We start from the raw sequence: 15,325 nt of genomic DNA, 5'->3' as shown, positions 1-15,325 counted from the left end.
GTTCGGCTCAACTCCCCTTGAACGAGCGGCTCTTGATCCGATCCTGACCTGCGGGAAAACTGACCCGGCACCGAAGAGATTCCGAGAGGAAACAAGCCATGAAGCTCACCGTGACCACCTTCGTGACGCTGGACGGAGTCCAGCAGGGCCCCGGGGGAGCCGAGGAGGACGCCAGTAACGGCTTCGACCTCGGCGGCTGGCTGGTCCCCTACGTCGACGCCGGTTTCGGCGAGATCTCCGGCCCGTGGATGGACGACGCGGACGCGTTCCTGCTCGGCCGCCGGACGTACGACCTGATGAAGGCCCACTGGCCGAACGTCACCGACCCGGCCGACACCGCCGCGACCAAACTCAACACACTGCCCAAATACATCGCGACCAGCCGGGCCGAGGGCCTCGACTGGTCGGGCTCCCACCGGCTCGACGGGGATCTGGCCCGGCGGGTCGCCGAACTCAAGGAGCAGCCGGGCCGCACGCTCCAGGTGCACGGCAGCGGAAAGCTCGTCCAGTTCCTGCTGCGGCACTCGCTCGTGGACGAGCTGCGGCTGCTCACCTTCCCGGTCGTCCTGGGCAAGGGGCAGCGGCTCTTCGAGCCCGGGGTGGCGCCCGGCGCCTGGAGGCTGATCGCCACGCGCCCGACCGAGAAGGGCGTCATCGGTCATACCTACGCGTACGAGGGCAAGCCGGCCCTCGGTGCGATCGTCGTCGACGCGCAGGGCAAGGAAGAGCTCGTCACCACCTGAACCGGTGACGAGCGCGAGGTGCCGTGCGGCGGGGGCCGGCCGCGGCCGGCCCCCGCCGGCCGTCGTCTACTTGCTGACGGCGAAGCGCATGAGGGCGTGCTCGTCGCCCTGCTTGATCTTGCCCGTCTCGTTGATCACCTGGAGCTTCCAGTTCGCACCGGCGCGCATGGCCTTGGCGACCGCGCAGCCGTTGTCCGAGGTGAGCAGGCTCGGCCAGATGTCGGCGACCTGCGAGGTGCTGCCGCCCGTCGCGTCGTACACCTTGAAGCTCACGTTGCGCGCGAGCTGGAACGAGCTGCGCTTCTTGTAGGCCGCGGCGATGAACACGATGCTCGTGATGTTCTCCGGCACCCGTGCGAAGTCGACGGTGACCGTCTCGTCGTCGCCGTCGCCGTGCCCCGTCTGGTTGTCGCCGGAGTGCAGGAGCGAGCCGTTGCCCAGCGGGTCGAGCGAGTCCAGGCCCGCGAGGCGTACCGGGTCCTCGCCCTGCATGGCGATGGCGATCAGGTCCAGGTCCGTGCCGCCCTTACGGCGCAGCTTCCCGACCAGGCCGCCGCTGCTGCCGGCCGTCGGGTCCCAGGAGACCCCGATGGACAGGTGGGTCACTCCGGCCAGGTCCGCCGGGCCGTCTTCCTTCTTGAGCGTGATCACGCGTCTTCCCCTCCGTGGTGGCTTTCTCTAAGTGTGCCCTCCTGTCGCCGCTACCGGTGCTCCGCCCCCGGACCGTGTCCGGGGGCGGAGTCGCTCACTTTGCCGCTTCCTGCTCGGTCACTCGGTCGTCACTCGGTCGGTTCGCCGTCGATCACGAACTGTGATCCCGGTTCGATCACCACATCGCCCGTGGACGATCCCGAGATGCTCACCTCGCTCAGCGTGGCGCTGCCGCGGGCACCCCCGTGCGCGAGGATGCCGGCCCCGTTGTTGGACTTGTCGATCGTGACGTTCTCGATCTTCGCGTCCGGTACGGCACCGCCGCCCGACTTGAACTGGATCCCGTCGTACGTCGAATCGCTGATCTCGGTGTCCCGGATCGTCACACCCGGGATGTCCTTCGACGCGGCGAACAGGGTGATCGCCCCGAATTCCTGGGCCTCGCCCCAGAAGGCGCCGCCCGTACGGTGCAGGGAGTTGCCCGCGATCAGGGTCTCGCCGGAGAACGGCAGCGGGTCGTGGTCCGTGGCCAGCATGATGCCGGGGTAGTTCATGGTGTCGGACACGACGTTGTTCTCGATGGTGTTGTCGTGGCCGCCGTAGATCGCGATGCCGTTCGCGCGCCACGGGAGTTGGATCGTGTTGTTGGTGAAGTGGTTGTCGTGGCCGATGTCGGTGGCCGTGTCCTTCACGTACTGGCTGGCCCAGACGGCGAGCGCGTCGTCGCCGGTGGTGCGGAACGAGGAGTCGGTGACCGTCGAATTCCTGGTGCCGTTGGTGAAGTTGACTCCGTCGGCGTAGGTGTTGCGGATCCGCATCCCGGTGAACTCGAGGCCGTCGCCAGGCCCCCACAGCTCGGGGATGTTCGAGTAGTCGCGGCCGACCCAGGCGCCGACGTTGGCGTGCTCGATCCAGACGTTGCTGATCTTCGTGTCCTTGCCGAAGCGGCCGTTGAGGCCTACGCCGCCCTCCTGGTTGCCGTCGCCGCCGCGGATGGCGCCCGAGCCGAAGATGGCGATGTCGGAGATCTGGGTGTTGTCGTCGATGTCGAAGCCGAAGTTGCCCTCGTGCGGGTGGTTGATGCCGCCCGCCTCGTGCGGCGGGGTCAGCGTGTACAGCTGCGAGTGCCACATGCCCGCACCCCGCACCGTCACGTCCCGGATACCGACCTGGTTGAACTCGCCGCGGTCCTCCGGGTCGTCGGTGAGGATCTTCTGCTCCTGGCGCCACTGGCCCGCCGGGATCCACACGCAGTCGATCTCGCCCTCCTGGTCGGCGGTGACCGCGCTCTGGATGGCCTCGGTGTCGTCCTTGCCGTCGTCGGGCACGGCACCGTACTCGGTGATGGAGGTGCACTCGGCGGGCTTCTCCGCCGGGGGTGCGACCTCCTCCAGGTCGATCAGGTCGACGATCTGGAACGCGGCGTTGTCGTCGTCGTCCCGCTGCAGCTTGAACTTGGTGCCGGCCGGATACGACTTCTCGAGCAGCGCGTGCGACTCGTCGAACAGCCGCCTGGCGTCGCCGCCCGGGGTGTTCGTCAGGCCTTCGGGGTCGTCGGTGCTGCCGTAGAGCCAGCTGTGCTTGGACGTCAGGTCCAGTTTCTGCACGAACTCGCCGTCGGCGTACAGGCTCAGCGTGGTGTCGGCGCCGCCGCCGCCCGCCGCGTCCGGCACGGAGTTGCGTACGACGATCGAGTTCGAGGCGTTCGTGGAGGTGAACTCGACGTTGTCTCCGGTGGCTTCGAGGCGCACCGACTTCCGCCCCGACGACTCGGTGGCGAAGTTGGTGTGCCCGAAGGTGCGCTTGGCGTCGGTCTCCAGCAACTCGCCCTCGTACGTGGCGTCCTCGGCCTCGTACTCGACGTACGGCAGATCGGCGCCGCGCTCGGGAGCAGCCGCCTGCGGCAGCGCCTTGTCGGTGTCGGCGGCCGAGGAGGTGGCCGGGGAGAGGCCCGCCGCGGCGAGGGCGGCCAGCGCGGCCACCGTGATCAGGGGGCGGGTCCGGCGCTTGCCGGGGCGGTGCTGTGTCGGCTCGTGGGGGTGTCTGCGTCTCATGGGGAAGTCCTCTGCGGCTCGCAGTCGCGGGTTCAATTCCGAGTGACAGTCGGAAACTTGCAGGGCTTGCGTGAGATTTTTGAGCTACATCATCGATGTCTTGCGCATGCGTGACACAGGCTGAACGCGCGCCCGGCGATTGTCAACGGTCCTCACGCCCCTTGCGACAGAAGGCAGTTGGGGCGGGAGAGGCCTCGGCGGCGGAGGTGCGGGGGGCTGCGTCCGTCGCCGTGCCTGCCGTCGGACCTGCCGAATCGCCTGGCCACGCGGCACGGAGCGACGGCGCACGGGGGTCGGGCCGGCGGGCCGATTCACCTGGGTGACGGCCGAACCGCGACGCGCGGCGGATCCGCGGTGAGGGCCTGCGGCGGAGTGCACCGGGGCCCGGCCGGCCGGGCATGCGACTCCGGCGGTGTCACGTGCGGCGTTCGGCGATCAGTGCCGTCAGGCCGTCCAGGATGCTCCGGAGTCCGAACTCCCACGCGTCGTCCTGTGTGCCGGACTCCGCGGCCGAGGCGAGCGCAGCCGTGAGCGCCGGGAAGCGCTCGCCGTGCTGCTCCATCAACTCTCCGAGCAAAGCGCCGAGTCGGGCGTCCGGGTCCTGGGCCGGTCCGGCCGTCCTGCCGTGCTGGGCGATGGTCCTGGCGTGGCCGACGAGCAGTACCGCGGCGTCCATCCGCTCGGAACCGTCCAGGCCCGTCCCGTCCAGCGCGGAGATCGCGCGCTCCATCCAGCTCAGTTCGCGCGGTCCCATCACGCGCGGGCCGGTCGTGGCGTCCAGCAGCCAGGGGTGCCGGTGGAACCGGGTGAGCAGCGCGGCGGCCCAACCGGCCAACTGATCACGCCAGTTGCCGCGACCCTGGCCCGTGGCCGGGCATTCACCCAGTGCCGAGTCCACCATCAGGGCGATCAGTTCCGCCTTGCCGGGGATGTACCGGTAGAGCGCCATCTTGGTGACGCCCAGCCGCGCGGCGACCCGCTGCATCGAGACCTCGGCCAGCCCGTCGGCGTCGGCGAGGTCGATACCGGCGCGGGTGACGCGGTCCAGGTCGAGAGTCGGCCGGGGGCCCCGCGACGGCCGTGCGTGCGGACCCCACAGGAGTCGCACCGTCTCGGCGTGTGTGCCGCCGCCCATGCCTGTCGCCTCCTCCGCGCCTGTCGCCTCTCCCGCCCGGCTTCCCGACCGGCGGGTTGTGCCCGCCCAGAAACCGTGTCTATCGTACACAGTAATTAACCGTGTCCACCGGACACGGTTTCTCGACGGAAGGCATTCCTCCATGTCCCGGCGTGTTCTGATCTCCGGCGCGAGCGTCGCCGGTCCGGCTGTGGCGTACTGGCTCGCCGAGTACGGCTTCCGCCCCACGGTCGTCGAACTGGCCCCGGCGCTGCGCAGCGGTGGCCAGGCCGTCGACTTCCGCGGCGAGGCCCATCTGAGCGTTCTCGAGCGGATGGGCGTGCTGGACGAGCTGCGCCGCCTCGACACGGGCGGCAGCCCGATCCGGTTCGTCGACGAGGCGGGACGCACCCGGCTGCGGCTGCCCGCCGAGTTCGCCGGTGGCGCCGTCGAGGTGCTGCGCGGCGATCTGTCCCGGGTGCTGTACGAACACTCGCTGCCCGGCACCGAGTACGTCTTCGGCGACACCATCACGCGCCTCACCGAGACACCCGGCGGCATACGCGCCGAATTTCGCCACGGCGTGCCCCGTGACTTCGACCTGGTGATCGGCGCGGACGGCCTCCACTCCACGGTCCGCCGACTCGCCTTCGGGCCCGAGGAGGACTGTGTGCGCCACCTCGGCTACTACGCGGCCACCTGGGAACTGCCCAACTATCCCGGCCTGGCGGGCGAATCCGTCGCCCTCAACGTCCCCGGCCGCTTCGCTTCGATCGGCCCGGACCACCGCGATCCGTCCCGTGCGGGCGCCTTCCTCGTCTTCGCCTCCCCCGAGTTGAGGTACGACCGGCACGACCTCGAACAGCACAAGCGGATCGTCGACGAGGCCTTCACCGGCCTCGGTCGGGAGGTGCCGGTGCTGCTCGACTCACTGCGTGCGGCGCCCGACCTGTACTTCGACTCCATCAGCCGCGCGGACGTGGACACCTGGTCGAAGGGGCGGGTGGCGCTCCTGGGCGACGCCGCGTGCGGGGCGACCATCGGCGGCATGGGCACCGGGACCGCTGTCGTCGCGGCGTACGTCCTGGCCGGTGAACTCGCGAGCGCACCCGGCGATCACCTGACGGCCTTCGCCCGCTACGAGAACCGGCTACGGCGTTACGCCCAGACCTGCCAGAGCGGAGCCGACCGCACCGGAAAGTTCCTCGCCCCCCGAACGAGATTCGGCCTCACCGCCCGAAACACGCTCCTCTCCCGTCCCTTGCTCCTCAAAGCCATGCTCAGTCTCGGAGACCGGGTCAGCACGGTGCCGCTGCCGAACTACCCGAACCACCTGACCCCCCGAACCGCCCGAACCAACTGAGCCCGTCCGGTGATTGAGGACACTCCATGCCAGTCCGGCGCTTGCGGACCGGGCCGCCGGGCCGCCGGGCCGGTGCCTGGAACGGCGCCGCCGTCGGCGAGGCGAGAAGGAATCAAGCCGGTCCGGCGCCAGGGGACGCGGCCGGGGCGCCCGCGAAAGCCCCGCGTACGCCCGCGCCGCACAAGGGAACGACCACCCTCCGCGCGCCCCACCGCTCGGACCCCGCAACCGCGGCCCAGCACGCGACTCCCGTGGGCTCCACATACAGCCCGCGCCCCGCGAGATCCCGTTGGGCCGCCCCGATCTCCGCCTCCGTCACGGTCAGCACATCGCCCCCGAACTCCCGTACCACGGAAAGAATTTGGCGGGCCCGGGGCGGACGTGCGATAGCGATGCCCTCGGCCAGGGTCGCGGACGCCTGCACGGGTTCACCGAGGTCCCGCGCCCCTGCGCGCCATGCCGCCGCGATCGGTGACACCGCCTCCGCCTGCACCGCGTACAGCGTCGGAATCCGTCCGATCAGTCCCGCCCCGTGCAGCTCGCGCAGTGCGAGCGCCGCGCCGAGCAGCAGCGTTCCGTTGCCCACCGGCAGTACCAGGACCTCCGGCAGTCGCCCGCCGAGGTCCTCCCACAGCTCGTGCACATAGGTCTTCGTGCCGTGCAGGAAGTACGGGTTGTAGACGTGGCTCGCATAGAACGTGCCGGCCTCGTCCGCCGCCCCGCGCGCCGCATCGGCCGCCGCGGCTCGGTCGCCGTCGACCTCGGCGACCCGCGCCCCGTGCGCCCGGATCTGCTCCAGCTTCTTCCCCGAGGTGCCGGCCGGTACGAACACCGTGGTGGGCAGGCCCGCTCGCGCGCAGTACGCGGCGACCGCGGTGCCGGCGTTGCCCGTGCTGTCGGCGACCACCCGGTCCGGGCCGAGGCGTAGGGCCAGTTCGGCGAGGAGTACGGCGCCGCGGTCCTTGAACGACAGGGTCGGCTGCAGGAAGTCGAGCTTGGCCGACACGGCCCCCTCGAGCGGCACCAGCGGGGTCCGCCCCTCGCCGAGGCTCAGCGTGGGAGAGCCGATCGGCAGGCATTCCGCGTAGCGCCAGAGCGAGTTGACCCGTCCCGCGAGCGACTTCAGCGGGGTGGGCGTCGGGTGGTAGTCGAGATCGAGCGGGCCCTTGCAGACCGGGCAGCACCACGCCAGAGAGGTGCGCACGCGGGTGCCGTCGACGGGGCAGACACAGTCGGGCAGGAGGCTCATCCGCGCAGCGTAGTCGCGGTGCAGGCGCACGGCCGGGGGCGCGCGCCGGGCGCCGCCGGGCGGATCGCGACCCGTCCGACCGGCCCTGCGGTGAGATGTGCTGACACATGACACCTCGTCATGTCACGTGTGTGGCAAGGGCGTTAAGCCACCCACGGGCCTCTTGTGGGAATCATGTGCATCGGTCAATCTTTCACCGGAAGCAGTCGGGAGTACCGGACCCCGGGCACCGGAATCCGGTGGTGATTGTCATGCTCCTGTCGCGCATCCCCCCCCACCAGCGCACCATCGACGAGGAGGACCCTCAGATGGCAGTTGTGCGTCCCCACACCCACAGATTCACCGGTCTGGCCGCCACGGCCGCAGCAGCAGCCGTCGCGCTCGGCCTGACCGCCGCGCTCCCCGCGGGCGCAGCGGACCGCGGCCAGGCCGCCAAGGGCGTCATCGAGAACGCCGGAGCACCGGGCGCGATATCCGGCAGCTACATCGTCACGCTCGACGAGGACGCCGCACGGGCGGGCTCGAAGGCGGGCAAGCAGGTCGCCGCGGAGCACGGCGCGGACATCGAGCAGACCTACCGCTCCGCCCTCAACGGCTACGAGGTCAAGGCGAGCAAGGCCGAGGCCCAACGCCTCGCCGCGGACCCGGCGGTGGCCTCGGTCGTGCAGAACCGCACGTTCACCGTCGACGCCACCCAGGCCGACCCGCCCTCCTGGGGCCTCGACCGCATCGACCAGCCGGCGCTGCCGCTCGACAGCAGCTACACCTACCCGGACTCGGCCGGTGAGGGCGTCACGGCGTACATCATCGACACCGGCGTCCGGATCAGCCACGAGGACTTCGGCGGCCGCGCGACGCACGGCTACGACGCCATCGACGGGGACGAGACCGCGAACGACGGCCACGGTCACGGCACCCACGTCGCCGGTACGGTCGCGGGCACCGCGCACGGCGTCGCCAAGAACGCGGACATCGTCGCCGTCCGCGTACTCGACGACAACGGCTCCGGCACCACCGCCCAGGTAGTCGCCGGCATCGACTGGGTGACCGAGAACGCCGTCAAGCCCGCGGTCGCCAACATGAGTCTCGGCGGCGGCGCCGACAGCGCCCTCGACGAGGCGGTACGCAACTCCATAGCCTCCGGCGTCACCTACTCGCTCGCCGCGGGCAACGAGTCCACCGACGCCTCCACCCGTTCGCCCGCCCGCGTCGAGGAGGGCATCACCGTCGGCGCGACCGAGTCCACCGACGCCCGTGCCTACTACTCCAACTACGGCTCCGCCCTGGACATCTTCGCCCCGGGCTCCGAGATCACCTCGTCGTGGAACACCTCGGACACCGCCACCAACACCATCTCGGGTACGTCGATGGCGGCCCCGCACGTGGCCGGCGCGGCAGCCCTGTACCTGTCCGGCAACGCCGACGCGACCCCGGACCAGGTCCGCGACGCCCTGGTCGACGCGGGCAGCCCCGACGTCGTCGGCGACCCGGGAACGGGCTCGCCGAACGTGCTCCTGAACGTCACCGAGTAGGACGCGGCAGCGTCGCCGGCCCAAGAGGTGACGCTTCGGCGACCGGTGCCCGGCGCCCGCGCACGCCCTCCCGGGCGTGCGCGGGCACCGTGCTCACGCCTCGGGTTCTGTCCGGGTGCCCGCGGCGGTGGGCGGCGTACCGCGTACGATCGCGCTGCGTTCGCCGGACCGAGTGGGGGAGCAGACACATCGTGGCCATACCGCCGCCGCCCGAGGGGCCGCCGTCCCGTCCGCAGTCCGATCCGGCGGCGGGCGGTCAGTCGTATCCACCGGGCGGCGGGCCGCCGCATCCGTATGCGCAGCAGCCGCATCCCCATCCCCATCCCCATTCCCATCCGTCTCCGGGGCAGCAGCCTCCGCCGCCGTACGGCGGGTGGCCGGGCGCGCAGCCGTACGGCTACGTCCCGCAGCCGCCGCCGGTCAACGGCCTGGCCATCGCCGCCCTCGTGCTCGGCATCCTCTGCTTCCTGCCCCTGGTCGGTCTGATCCTCGGCGTGCTCGCGCTGTCGCAGATCAACAAGCGAGGTGAGCGCGGCAAGGGCCTGGCCGTCGCGGGCATCGCGCTCTCCGCGATCGGGGCGGTGCTGCTCTCGGTCTCGCTGGTGACCGGGGCGGCCGGTGAGTTCGTGGACGGCTTCCGCGAGGGGATGGACGAGGCCCGCGAGAGCAGCGGTCCGTTCTCGCTCGAGAAGGGGCAGTGCTTCGACGTCCCGGGCGGACGGATGAGCGGCCAGGCGCGCAACGTCGACGTGGTGTCCTGCGAAGAGCCGCACGACGGCGAGGTGTTCGGCTCCTTCCGGCTCTCCGGCGACAAGTATCCGGGGGAGTCGCGGATCAAGGACATGGCCGACGCCAGGTGCTCGAGCCTGGCCGACACCTACGTGGGCGACCCCGCCGCCGTGGGAGACGAGGTCTACCTCTTCTTCTACGGGCCCACCAGGGCCAGTTACCTGAGGGGGGACCGTGAGGTCTCCTGCATCCTCCACAAGGAGAACGGCAAGCTGACGGGCTCGCTGCGGGACGCGGGCCGCGACGACGGCGGCAGCGGCGGGACGGGCGGCGGCAGCGGTGGTGGCGACGGAGGGTCCGCAGGCACGGGCGGCGGCGTGGAAGACGGGCCGGGCCCGGGACGCGAGGTCTGACCCGCGCCGGGATGTGTGAACCGCGGCCCCCGAAAGGGCGGTTGACGCCACATCTGAGTCACGGAGCGTGATGTTTACCTCGGGGTAAGGTGCACGCTCCGTGAGCGGAACGAGGCGGCAGCGTGGGCGAGACCTGTCGGCATGTGGTGATCCGGTGACGACCCGGTGCGGTTCCGGCGTCGGGGCGCGCTGCGCCCAAGGGGCGCGGTGGGTGGGGGAGTTTCCTTGATCGTGAGGTGGGGCGAAAAGTTCCCGGGCACGCGCAAGTCATCACATTGAGTGGTTCTTTGGCCTGGGGTTGCGGTCAACAACCCACGGTTGCCACGCTGTCGCTGTCTGTCAACCTGATGGGAGCGGCCAGTGACTTTCGGTGAGCAGCCGGCGTATCTGCGCGTTGCGGATGATCTCAGGCAGCAGATTGTCAGCGGCTCGCTGCCGCCGCACACCCGGCTGCCTTCGCAGGCCCGGATCCGCTCGGAGTACGGCGTATCGGACACCGTGGCGCTCGAGGCGCGCAAGGTGCTGATGGCCGAGGGGCTGGTCGAGGGCCGTTCGGGCTCGGGGACCTACGTGCGCGAGCGGACGGTGCCCCGGCGGGTGGCCCGGTCCGGATACCGCGCGGGGGACGGCACCACGCCGTTCCGCCAGGAGCAGGCGGACAGCAGAGCGCGCGGCACCTGGGAGTCCCGCAGTGAACAGGACCTGGCGGACCAGGAGATCGCCGGCCGCCTCGACATCAAGACCGGCGACCGCGTGATGTGCACGCGCTACGTCTTCCGGGACGCGGGCGAGCCGATGATGCTCTCCACCTCCTACGAACCCTTGGCCATCACCGGCCGTACGCCCGTGATGCTCCCCGAGGAGGGTCCGCTCGGCGGCTGCGGAGTGGTCGAACGCATGGCGGCCATCGACCTGGTGGTGGACAACGTGGCGGAGGACGTCTCCGCCCGCCCCGGCCTCGCCGAAGAGCTGCACGCGCTCGGCGGCGTGCCCGGTCATGTCGTCATCGCCGTCGAGCGGACGTACTTCGCCTCGGGCCGGCCGGTCGAGACGGCCGACATCATCATCCCCGCCGACCGCTACCGGGTCGGCTACCACCTGCCGGTGAAATAGCACCGCACCCCGCCGCCCGTCCCTGCCCGGACAACTCGTCGCCGAATAAGCCCTGTTGGGCTTCCCGTCCGTATACGAGGCGCCGGTGGGCGGGGCCGGGGCACGGGCGCGCGGGGGAATATACGCACGGGAAAGTGCAGCGAAACACCTTGGAAACAGGGCCGCTTGAGGCTGTGGACGCGCTTCGGGGGCGCGCTCCGCACGCCCTCGGTCCCTGTTTCACGTGCCCCGCCCCGGGGCCAGGAGGTGGACGTTGTCCAGGTACTTCCCCCGTCGAGTCGTGGCCCCGGCCATGGTTCTCTCGGCCGCCATGGTGCTCTCCGCCTGCGGCGCCAAGACCGACACCGGCGGATCCTCCGCGAAGGGCGTCGAGGCCGACACCTCCAAGGACACCGTCAAGGTCGGCATGCTCAACTCCCTGTCCGGCACCATGGCGATCAGCGAGGTGACCGTACGCGACTCGATACGGCTCGCCATCGACGAGATCAACGCGGACGGCGGCGTCCTCGGCAAGAAGATCCGCCCCGTCGGCGAGGACGGCGCCTCCGACTGGCCGACCTTCGCCGAGAAGGCGGGCAAGCTCATCAAGGAGGACCGGGTCGTCGCCACGTTCGGCTGCTGGACCTCCGCCAGCCGCAAGGCGGTCAAGCCCGTCTTCGAGAAGAGCAAGTCGCTGCTCTTCTACCCCGTCCAGTACGAGGGCCTCGAGCAGTCGCCGTACATCTTCTACACCGGCGCGACCACCAACCAGCAGATCGTGCCCGCGCTCGACTACCTCAAGGCCCAGGGCAAGAAGTCGATCTACCTGGTCGGTTCCGACTACGTCTTCCCGCGCACCGCGAACAAGGTCATCAAGGCCTACGCGAAGGCCAACGGGATGAAGGTGCTCGGCGAGGACTACGCCCCGCTCGGCTCCACCGAGTTCTCCACGATCGCCAACAAGGTGAAGGCGGCCAAGGCCGACGCCGTCTTCAACACCCTCAACGGCGACTCCAACGTGGCGTTCTTCAAGGAGTACAAGTCCGCCGGCCTGACCGCGTCGAAGATGCCGGTCGTCTCCGTGTCGATCGCCGAGGAGGAGGTCAAGTCCATCGGGCCGCAGTACCTCAAGGACCAACTGACCTCCTGGAACTACTACCAGACCACCAAGGGCGAGCAGAACACCGACTTCGTCGACGCCTACAAGGCCGAGTACGGCAAGGACAAGCCGACCAGTGACCCGATGGAGGCGGCGTACACCTCCGTCCATCTGTGGAAGGCCATGGTCGAGAAGGCGAAGTCCTTCGATCCGGAGAAGGTGAAGGCCGCCGCCGACGGCGTCACCTACGCCGCCCCCGAGGGGGAGGTCACCGTGGACGGGCCCACCCAGCACATCCACAAGACCGCCCGCATCGGCCGGATCGGCGCCGACGGTCTGATCGAGCAGGTCTGGGACTCCGGGAAGCCGATCGAGCCGGACCCGTACCTCAAGGGCTACGACTGGGCCTCGGGACTGTCCTGATGACAGTGATCCTCGGTCAGTCCTTCACCGGCATCAGCATCGGTGCCGTCCTGCTGCTCATCGCGCTCGGCCTGTCCCTGACCTTCGGGCAGATGGGCGTGATCAACATGGCGCACGGCGAGTTCATCATGGCCGGCGCCTACACCACCTACGTCCTGCAGCAGGCGCTCGGTGACGCGGGCCTGTCCCTGCTGCTCGCGCTGCCCGTCGCCTTCCTGGTGGCCGGCACACTCGGCGCCCTGCTCGAATGGCTGCTCATCCGCCGCCTGTATCTGCGCCCGCTCGACACGCTGCTCGTCACCTGGGGCGTCTCGCTGATGCTGCAGCAACTGGCCCGGGACATCTTCGGCGCGCCCAACGTCCAGACCAGGGCACCCGAGTCGCTCACCGGAAACGTCACGCTGATCGGCGGGGACGACCCGCTCACCGTCGCCAACAGCAGGCTCTTCATCCTGGGCCTCGCGCTCGCCGCAGTGGCCGCGCTGGCCCTCGTCCTCGCCCGGACGCCGCTCGGCCGCCGCATCCGGGCCGTCGTGCAGAACCGCGATCTGGCCGAGGTGTCGGGGATCTCCACCGCGCGCGTGGACCGTACGGCGTTCTTCGTCGGCTCGGGGCTCGCGGGCGTGGCGGGAGTCGCGCTCACCCTCGTCGGGCCGATCGGGCCGACCATGGGCACCAACATCATCATCGACGCGTTCCTGGTCGTCGTGGTGGGCGGGCTCGGCCGGCTGAAGGGGACGGTGATCACCGCGTTCGTGCTCGGCGTCCTGCAGGCGGTCCTCGAGTACTCGACCACGGTCTCCGCGGCCAAGGTGGTCGTCCTCGTCGGCATAGTCGCCTTCCTCCAGTGGCGGCCCCAGGGCCTCTACACCCTGCGCACCCGGAGCCTGGTTTGAAGATCCCGAAGCTGTCCCCGAAACCGGCGGCCCCGACGACCTCCACGGGCTCGAAGCTCGCCCGCCCCGCCGCGGGCTTCGGCGCCGCCGCCGTCCTCCTGTTCGTCGCCGCCCCGCTGCTGCTCACCGACTTCCGGCTCGGACTGCTCGCCAAGTACCTGTGCATCGCGATGGTCGCCGTCGGTATCTGTCTGGCATGGGGGCGCGGCGGGCTGCTCACCCTCGGCCAGGGCCTGTTCTTCGGCCTCGGGGGCTACGCGATGGCGATGCACCTCAAACTCGCCGACGCGGGCCCCGGCGAGTTGCCCGACTTCATGGTCCTGTACGGCGCCGCGGGCGAACTGCCGTGGTGGTGGAGGCCGTTCGAGTCACCGGTCTTCGCACTCTCCGCGACCGTACTGCTGCCGATGGCGGTCGCCGCGGTGATCGGCACGCTGGTGTTCCGGCGCCGGGTCAAGGGCGCGTACTTCGCGATCCTCAGCCAGGCGCTCGCCGCCGCCTTCGCCCTCTGGCTGATCGGCCGGCAGTCGACCACCGGCGGCACCAACGGCCTCACCGACATCCAGGGCTTCTTCGGCTACGACCTCGACGACCCGGTCAACCAGCGCACGGTGTACTTCGTCATCGCCGCGGCCCTGCTGGCCCTCGCGGCCCTCGTACGCCAGCTCATCCACAGCCGGTACGGCGAACTCCTGGTCGCCGTACGGGACTCGGAGGAGCGGGTCCGCTTCCTCGGCTACGACCCGGCCCTCGTCAAACTGGTCGCGTACGTGGTGGCCGCGGGTGCGGCCGGACTCGCGGGCGCGCTGTTCGTACCCGCCGTCGGGATCATCTCGCCGGCCCTGATCGGCATCGTGCCGTCCATCGAGTTCGTCATCGGCGCAGCGGTCGGCGGGCGGGCCAGCCTGGTCGGCGCGATCCTCGGCGCGGTCGCCGTGATGTGGGCGAAGACCACGCTCTCGGAGGAGTTCCCGGGCGCCTGGACGTATTTCCAGGGGCTGTTGTTCGTGCTGGCGCTCGCCTTCCTGCCGGGCGGACTCGCCTCGCTCGTACGCAAGGTGCGGGAGCGGCGCGCGGCGGGTCCTGCCGACCACGACACCCCACCGGACGCCGCGGACACGGCCGGTACCCGATCGGCGGCCGTGTCCGCCAAGAGCCCCGAGGAGGTGACGGCATGAGCGAGCTGCCGGGTCTCACGATCCGCGGACTGCGGGTGGCGTTCGACGGATTCACCGCCGTGGACGGAGTGGACCTCGATGTGCACCCCGGCGACCTGCGCTTCCTGATCGGTCCGAACGGTGCGGGCAAGACCACCCTCGTCGACGCCGTCACCGGACTGGTACGCGCCACCGGCTCGGTGGAGTTCGGCGGCCGGCAGCTGCTGGGCCGGCCGGTGCACCGGATCGCGCGCAGCGGTATCGGGCGCACCTTCCAGACGGCCACCGTCTTTGAGGAGTTGACGGTGCTGCAGAACCTGGACATCGCGGCAGGCGCGGGACGCGGTGCGGGCACCCTGCTCCGGCGCCGCCGCTCGGTGCCCGCACCGGTCACCCGCGCCCTGGACACGATCGGGCTGGCGGACCTCGCCGAGCGCCCGGCGGGCGTGCTCGCACACGGCCAGAAACAGTGGCTCGAGATCGGCATGCTCCTGGTGCAGGACGTGACGCTGCTGCTGCTCGACGAGCCGGTCGCCGGCATGAGCCAGGACGAACGCGACGCGACGGGCGCGCTGCTGCGTCGTATCGCCGAGGAACGCACCGTCGTCGTCATCGAGCACGACATGGCCTTCATGCGGTCCTTCGCGCGCAGCGTGAGCGTGCTGCACGCAGGCAGGGTGCTCAGCGAGGGGACGGTCGCCCAGGTGCAGGCCGACCCGCGCGTGCAGGAGGTCTATCTGGGCCACGCCGCCGCGTCGGCCCCCGAACTGCGGGAGGCGCCTTGACCACGACGGCAGGCGAGACAGCGGC

The 15,325-nt window shown here is 70.5% G+C and carries 12 protein-coding genes and 1 pseudogene; 9 read left to right on the top strand and 4 right to left on the bottom strand.

From position 1 onward, the window contains the following. The first annotated feature begins 98 nt into the window (after window positions 1-98). On the top strand, window positions 99-743 hold the full coding sequence (locus DSC45_RS16970) for a dihydrofolate reductase family protein (RefSeq protein ID WP_119291708.1): 645 nt from the start codon (window positions 99-101) through the stop codon (window positions 741-743). Window positions 744-809: 66 nt separating this feature from the next. Here the strand turns inward: DSC45_RS16970 and DSC45_RS16965 are convergent, their stop codons facing one another. From DSC45_RS16965 to DSC45_RS16955, 3 genes are all read right to left on the bottom strand, one after another. Further along, window positions 810-1,394 carry a TerD family protein gene (locus DSC45_RS16965; RefSeq protein ID WP_119291706.1) on the bottom strand — a complete coding sequence of 195 codons (585 nt, stop codon included), beginning with the start codon at window positions 1,392-1,394 and terminating at the stop codon, window positions 810-812. 128 nt (window positions 1,395-1,522) lie between these two features. After that, on the bottom strand, window positions 1,523-3,448 hold the full coding sequence (locus tag DSC45_RS16960; RefSeq protein WP_119291704.1) for a right-handed parallel beta-helix repeat-containing protein: 1,926 nt from the start codon (window positions 3,446-3,448) through the stop codon (window positions 1,523-1,525). A 415-nt stretch (window positions 3,449-3,863) separates the two neighbouring features. Then, window positions 3,864-4,583, bottom strand: coding sequence for a TetR/AcrR family transcriptional regulator (locus DSC45_RS16955; protein WP_119291702.1), 720 nt, complete (start codon window positions 4,581-4,583; stop codon window positions 3,864-3,866). Between the two features lie 142 nt (window positions 4,584-4,725). On the opposite strand from DSC45_RS16955, the gene DSC45_RS16950 reads away from it, so the two are divergent. Then, a complete protein-coding gene (locus DSC45_RS16950; RefSeq protein WP_119291700.1) occupies window positions 4,726-5,925 on the top strand; it encodes an FAD-dependent monooxygenase in 1,200 nt (399 codons plus the stop codon). A 112-nt stretch (window positions 5,926-6,037) separates the two neighbouring features. On the opposite strand, the gene DSC45_RS16945 is transcribed toward DSC45_RS16950, so the two are convergent. Continuing rightward, window positions 6,038-7,174 (bottom strand): threonine synthase, encoded by a 1,137-nt coding sequence (locus DSC45_RS16945; RefSeq protein ID WP_119291884.1) that lies wholly within the window; start codon window positions 7,172-7,174, stop codon window positions 6,038-6,040. A gap of 308 nt (window positions 7,175-7,482) precedes the next feature. On the opposite strand from DSC45_RS16945, the pseudogene DSC45_RS16940 reads away from it, so the two are divergent. The 7 genes and pseudogenes from DSC45_RS16940 to urtD all read left to right on the top strand — a co-directional run. After that, window positions 7,483-8,697: pseudogene (locus tag DSC45_RS16940) on the top strand (S8 family peptidase); the annotation flags it as partial. A gap of 200 nt (window positions 8,698-8,897) precedes the next feature. Beyond that, the gene (locus DSC45_RS16935) at window positions 8,898-9,848 is read left to right on the top strand and encodes a DUF4190 domain-containing protein (protein ID WP_119291698.1); all 951 of its coding nucleotides are present in this window, start codon (window positions 8,898-8,900) and stop codon (window positions 9,846-9,848) included. 360 nt (window positions 9,849-10,208) lie between these two features. After that, complete coding sequence (locus DSC45_RS16930; protein WP_119291696.1) at window positions 10,209-10,961, top strand: GntR family transcriptional regulator; 753 nt, start codon at window positions 10,209-10,211, stop codon at window positions 10,959-10,961. A gap of 292 nt (window positions 10,962-11,253) precedes the next feature. Beyond that, on the top strand, window positions 11,254-12,462 hold the full coding sequence (gene urtA / locus DSC45_RS16925) for an urea ABC transporter substrate-binding protein (protein ID WP_205571360.1): 1,209 nt from the start codon (window positions 11,254-11,256) through the stop codon (window positions 12,460-12,462). Continuing rightward, the gene (urtB, locus tag DSC45_RS16920; protein WP_119291692.1) at window positions 12,462-13,358 is read left to right on the top strand and encodes an urea ABC transporter permease subunit UrtB; all 897 of its coding nucleotides are present in this window, start codon (window positions 12,462-12,464) and stop codon (window positions 13,356-13,358) included. Before urtA ends, urtB begins: the two co-directional genes overlap by 1 nt. A 98-nt stretch (window positions 13,359-13,456) precedes the next feature. Further along, window positions 13,457-14,536: an urea ABC transporter permease subunit UrtC gene (urtC, locus tag DSC45_RS16915; protein ID WP_240434687.1), complete on the top strand. Its 1,080-nt coding sequence runs from the start codon at window positions 13,457-13,459 to the stop codon at window positions 14,534-14,536. Next, the gene (urtD, locus tag DSC45_RS16910; RefSeq protein ID WP_119291689.1) at window positions 14,533-15,300 is read left to right on the top strand and encodes an urea ABC transporter ATP-binding protein UrtD; all 768 of its coding nucleotides are present in this window, start codon (window positions 14,533-14,535) and stop codon (window positions 15,298-15,300) included. Before urtC ends, urtD begins: the two co-directional genes overlap by 4 nt. The last annotated feature ends 25 nt before the right edge of the window (window positions 15,301-15,325 follow it).

This window comes from Streptomyces sp. YIM 130001 (genome assembly GCF_003574445.1).
Classification (GTDB): domain Bacteria; phylum Actinomycetota; class Actinomycetes; order Streptomycetales; family Streptomycetaceae; genus Streptomyces.
The sequence above is the reverse complement of the archived record's forward strand: the minus strand, read 5'-3'. Positions and strand labels throughout refer to the sequence as shown.

Excerpts from the sequence above, each read along its gene's own strand:
- DSC45_RS16970 (WP_119291708.1), top strand. The coding sequence starts at position 99 with ATGAAGCTCACCGTGACCACCTTCGTGACGCTGGACGGAGTCCAGCAG.
- DSC45_RS16960 (WP_119291704.1), bottom strand. The coding sequence starts at position 3,448 with ATGAGACGCAGACACCCCCACGAGCCGACACAGCACCGCCCCGGCAAG.
- DSC45_RS16955 (WP_119291702.1), bottom strand. The coding sequence starts at position 4,583 with ATGGGCGGCGGCACACACGCCGAGACGGTGCGACTCCTGTGGGGTCCG.
- DSC45_RS16950 (WP_119291700.1), top strand. The coding sequence starts at position 4,726 with ATGTCCCGGCGTGTTCTGATCTCCGGCGCGAGCGTCGCCGGTCCGGCT.
- DSC45_RS16945 (WP_119291884.1), bottom strand. The coding sequence starts at position 7,174 with ATGAGCCTCCTGCCCGACTGTGTCTGCCCCGTCGACGGCACCCGCGTG.
- urtA (WP_205571360.1), top strand. The coding sequence starts at position 11,254 with ATGGTTCTCTCGGCCGCCATGGTGCTCTCCGCCTGCGGCGCCAAGACC.
- urtB (WP_119291692.1), top strand. The coding sequence starts at position 12,462 with ATGACAGTGATCCTCGGTCAGTCCTTCACCGGCATCAGCATCGGTGCC.
- urtD (WP_119291689.1), top strand. The coding sequence starts at position 14,533 with ATGAGCGAGCTGCCGGGTCTCACGATCCGCGGACTGCGGGTGGCGTTC.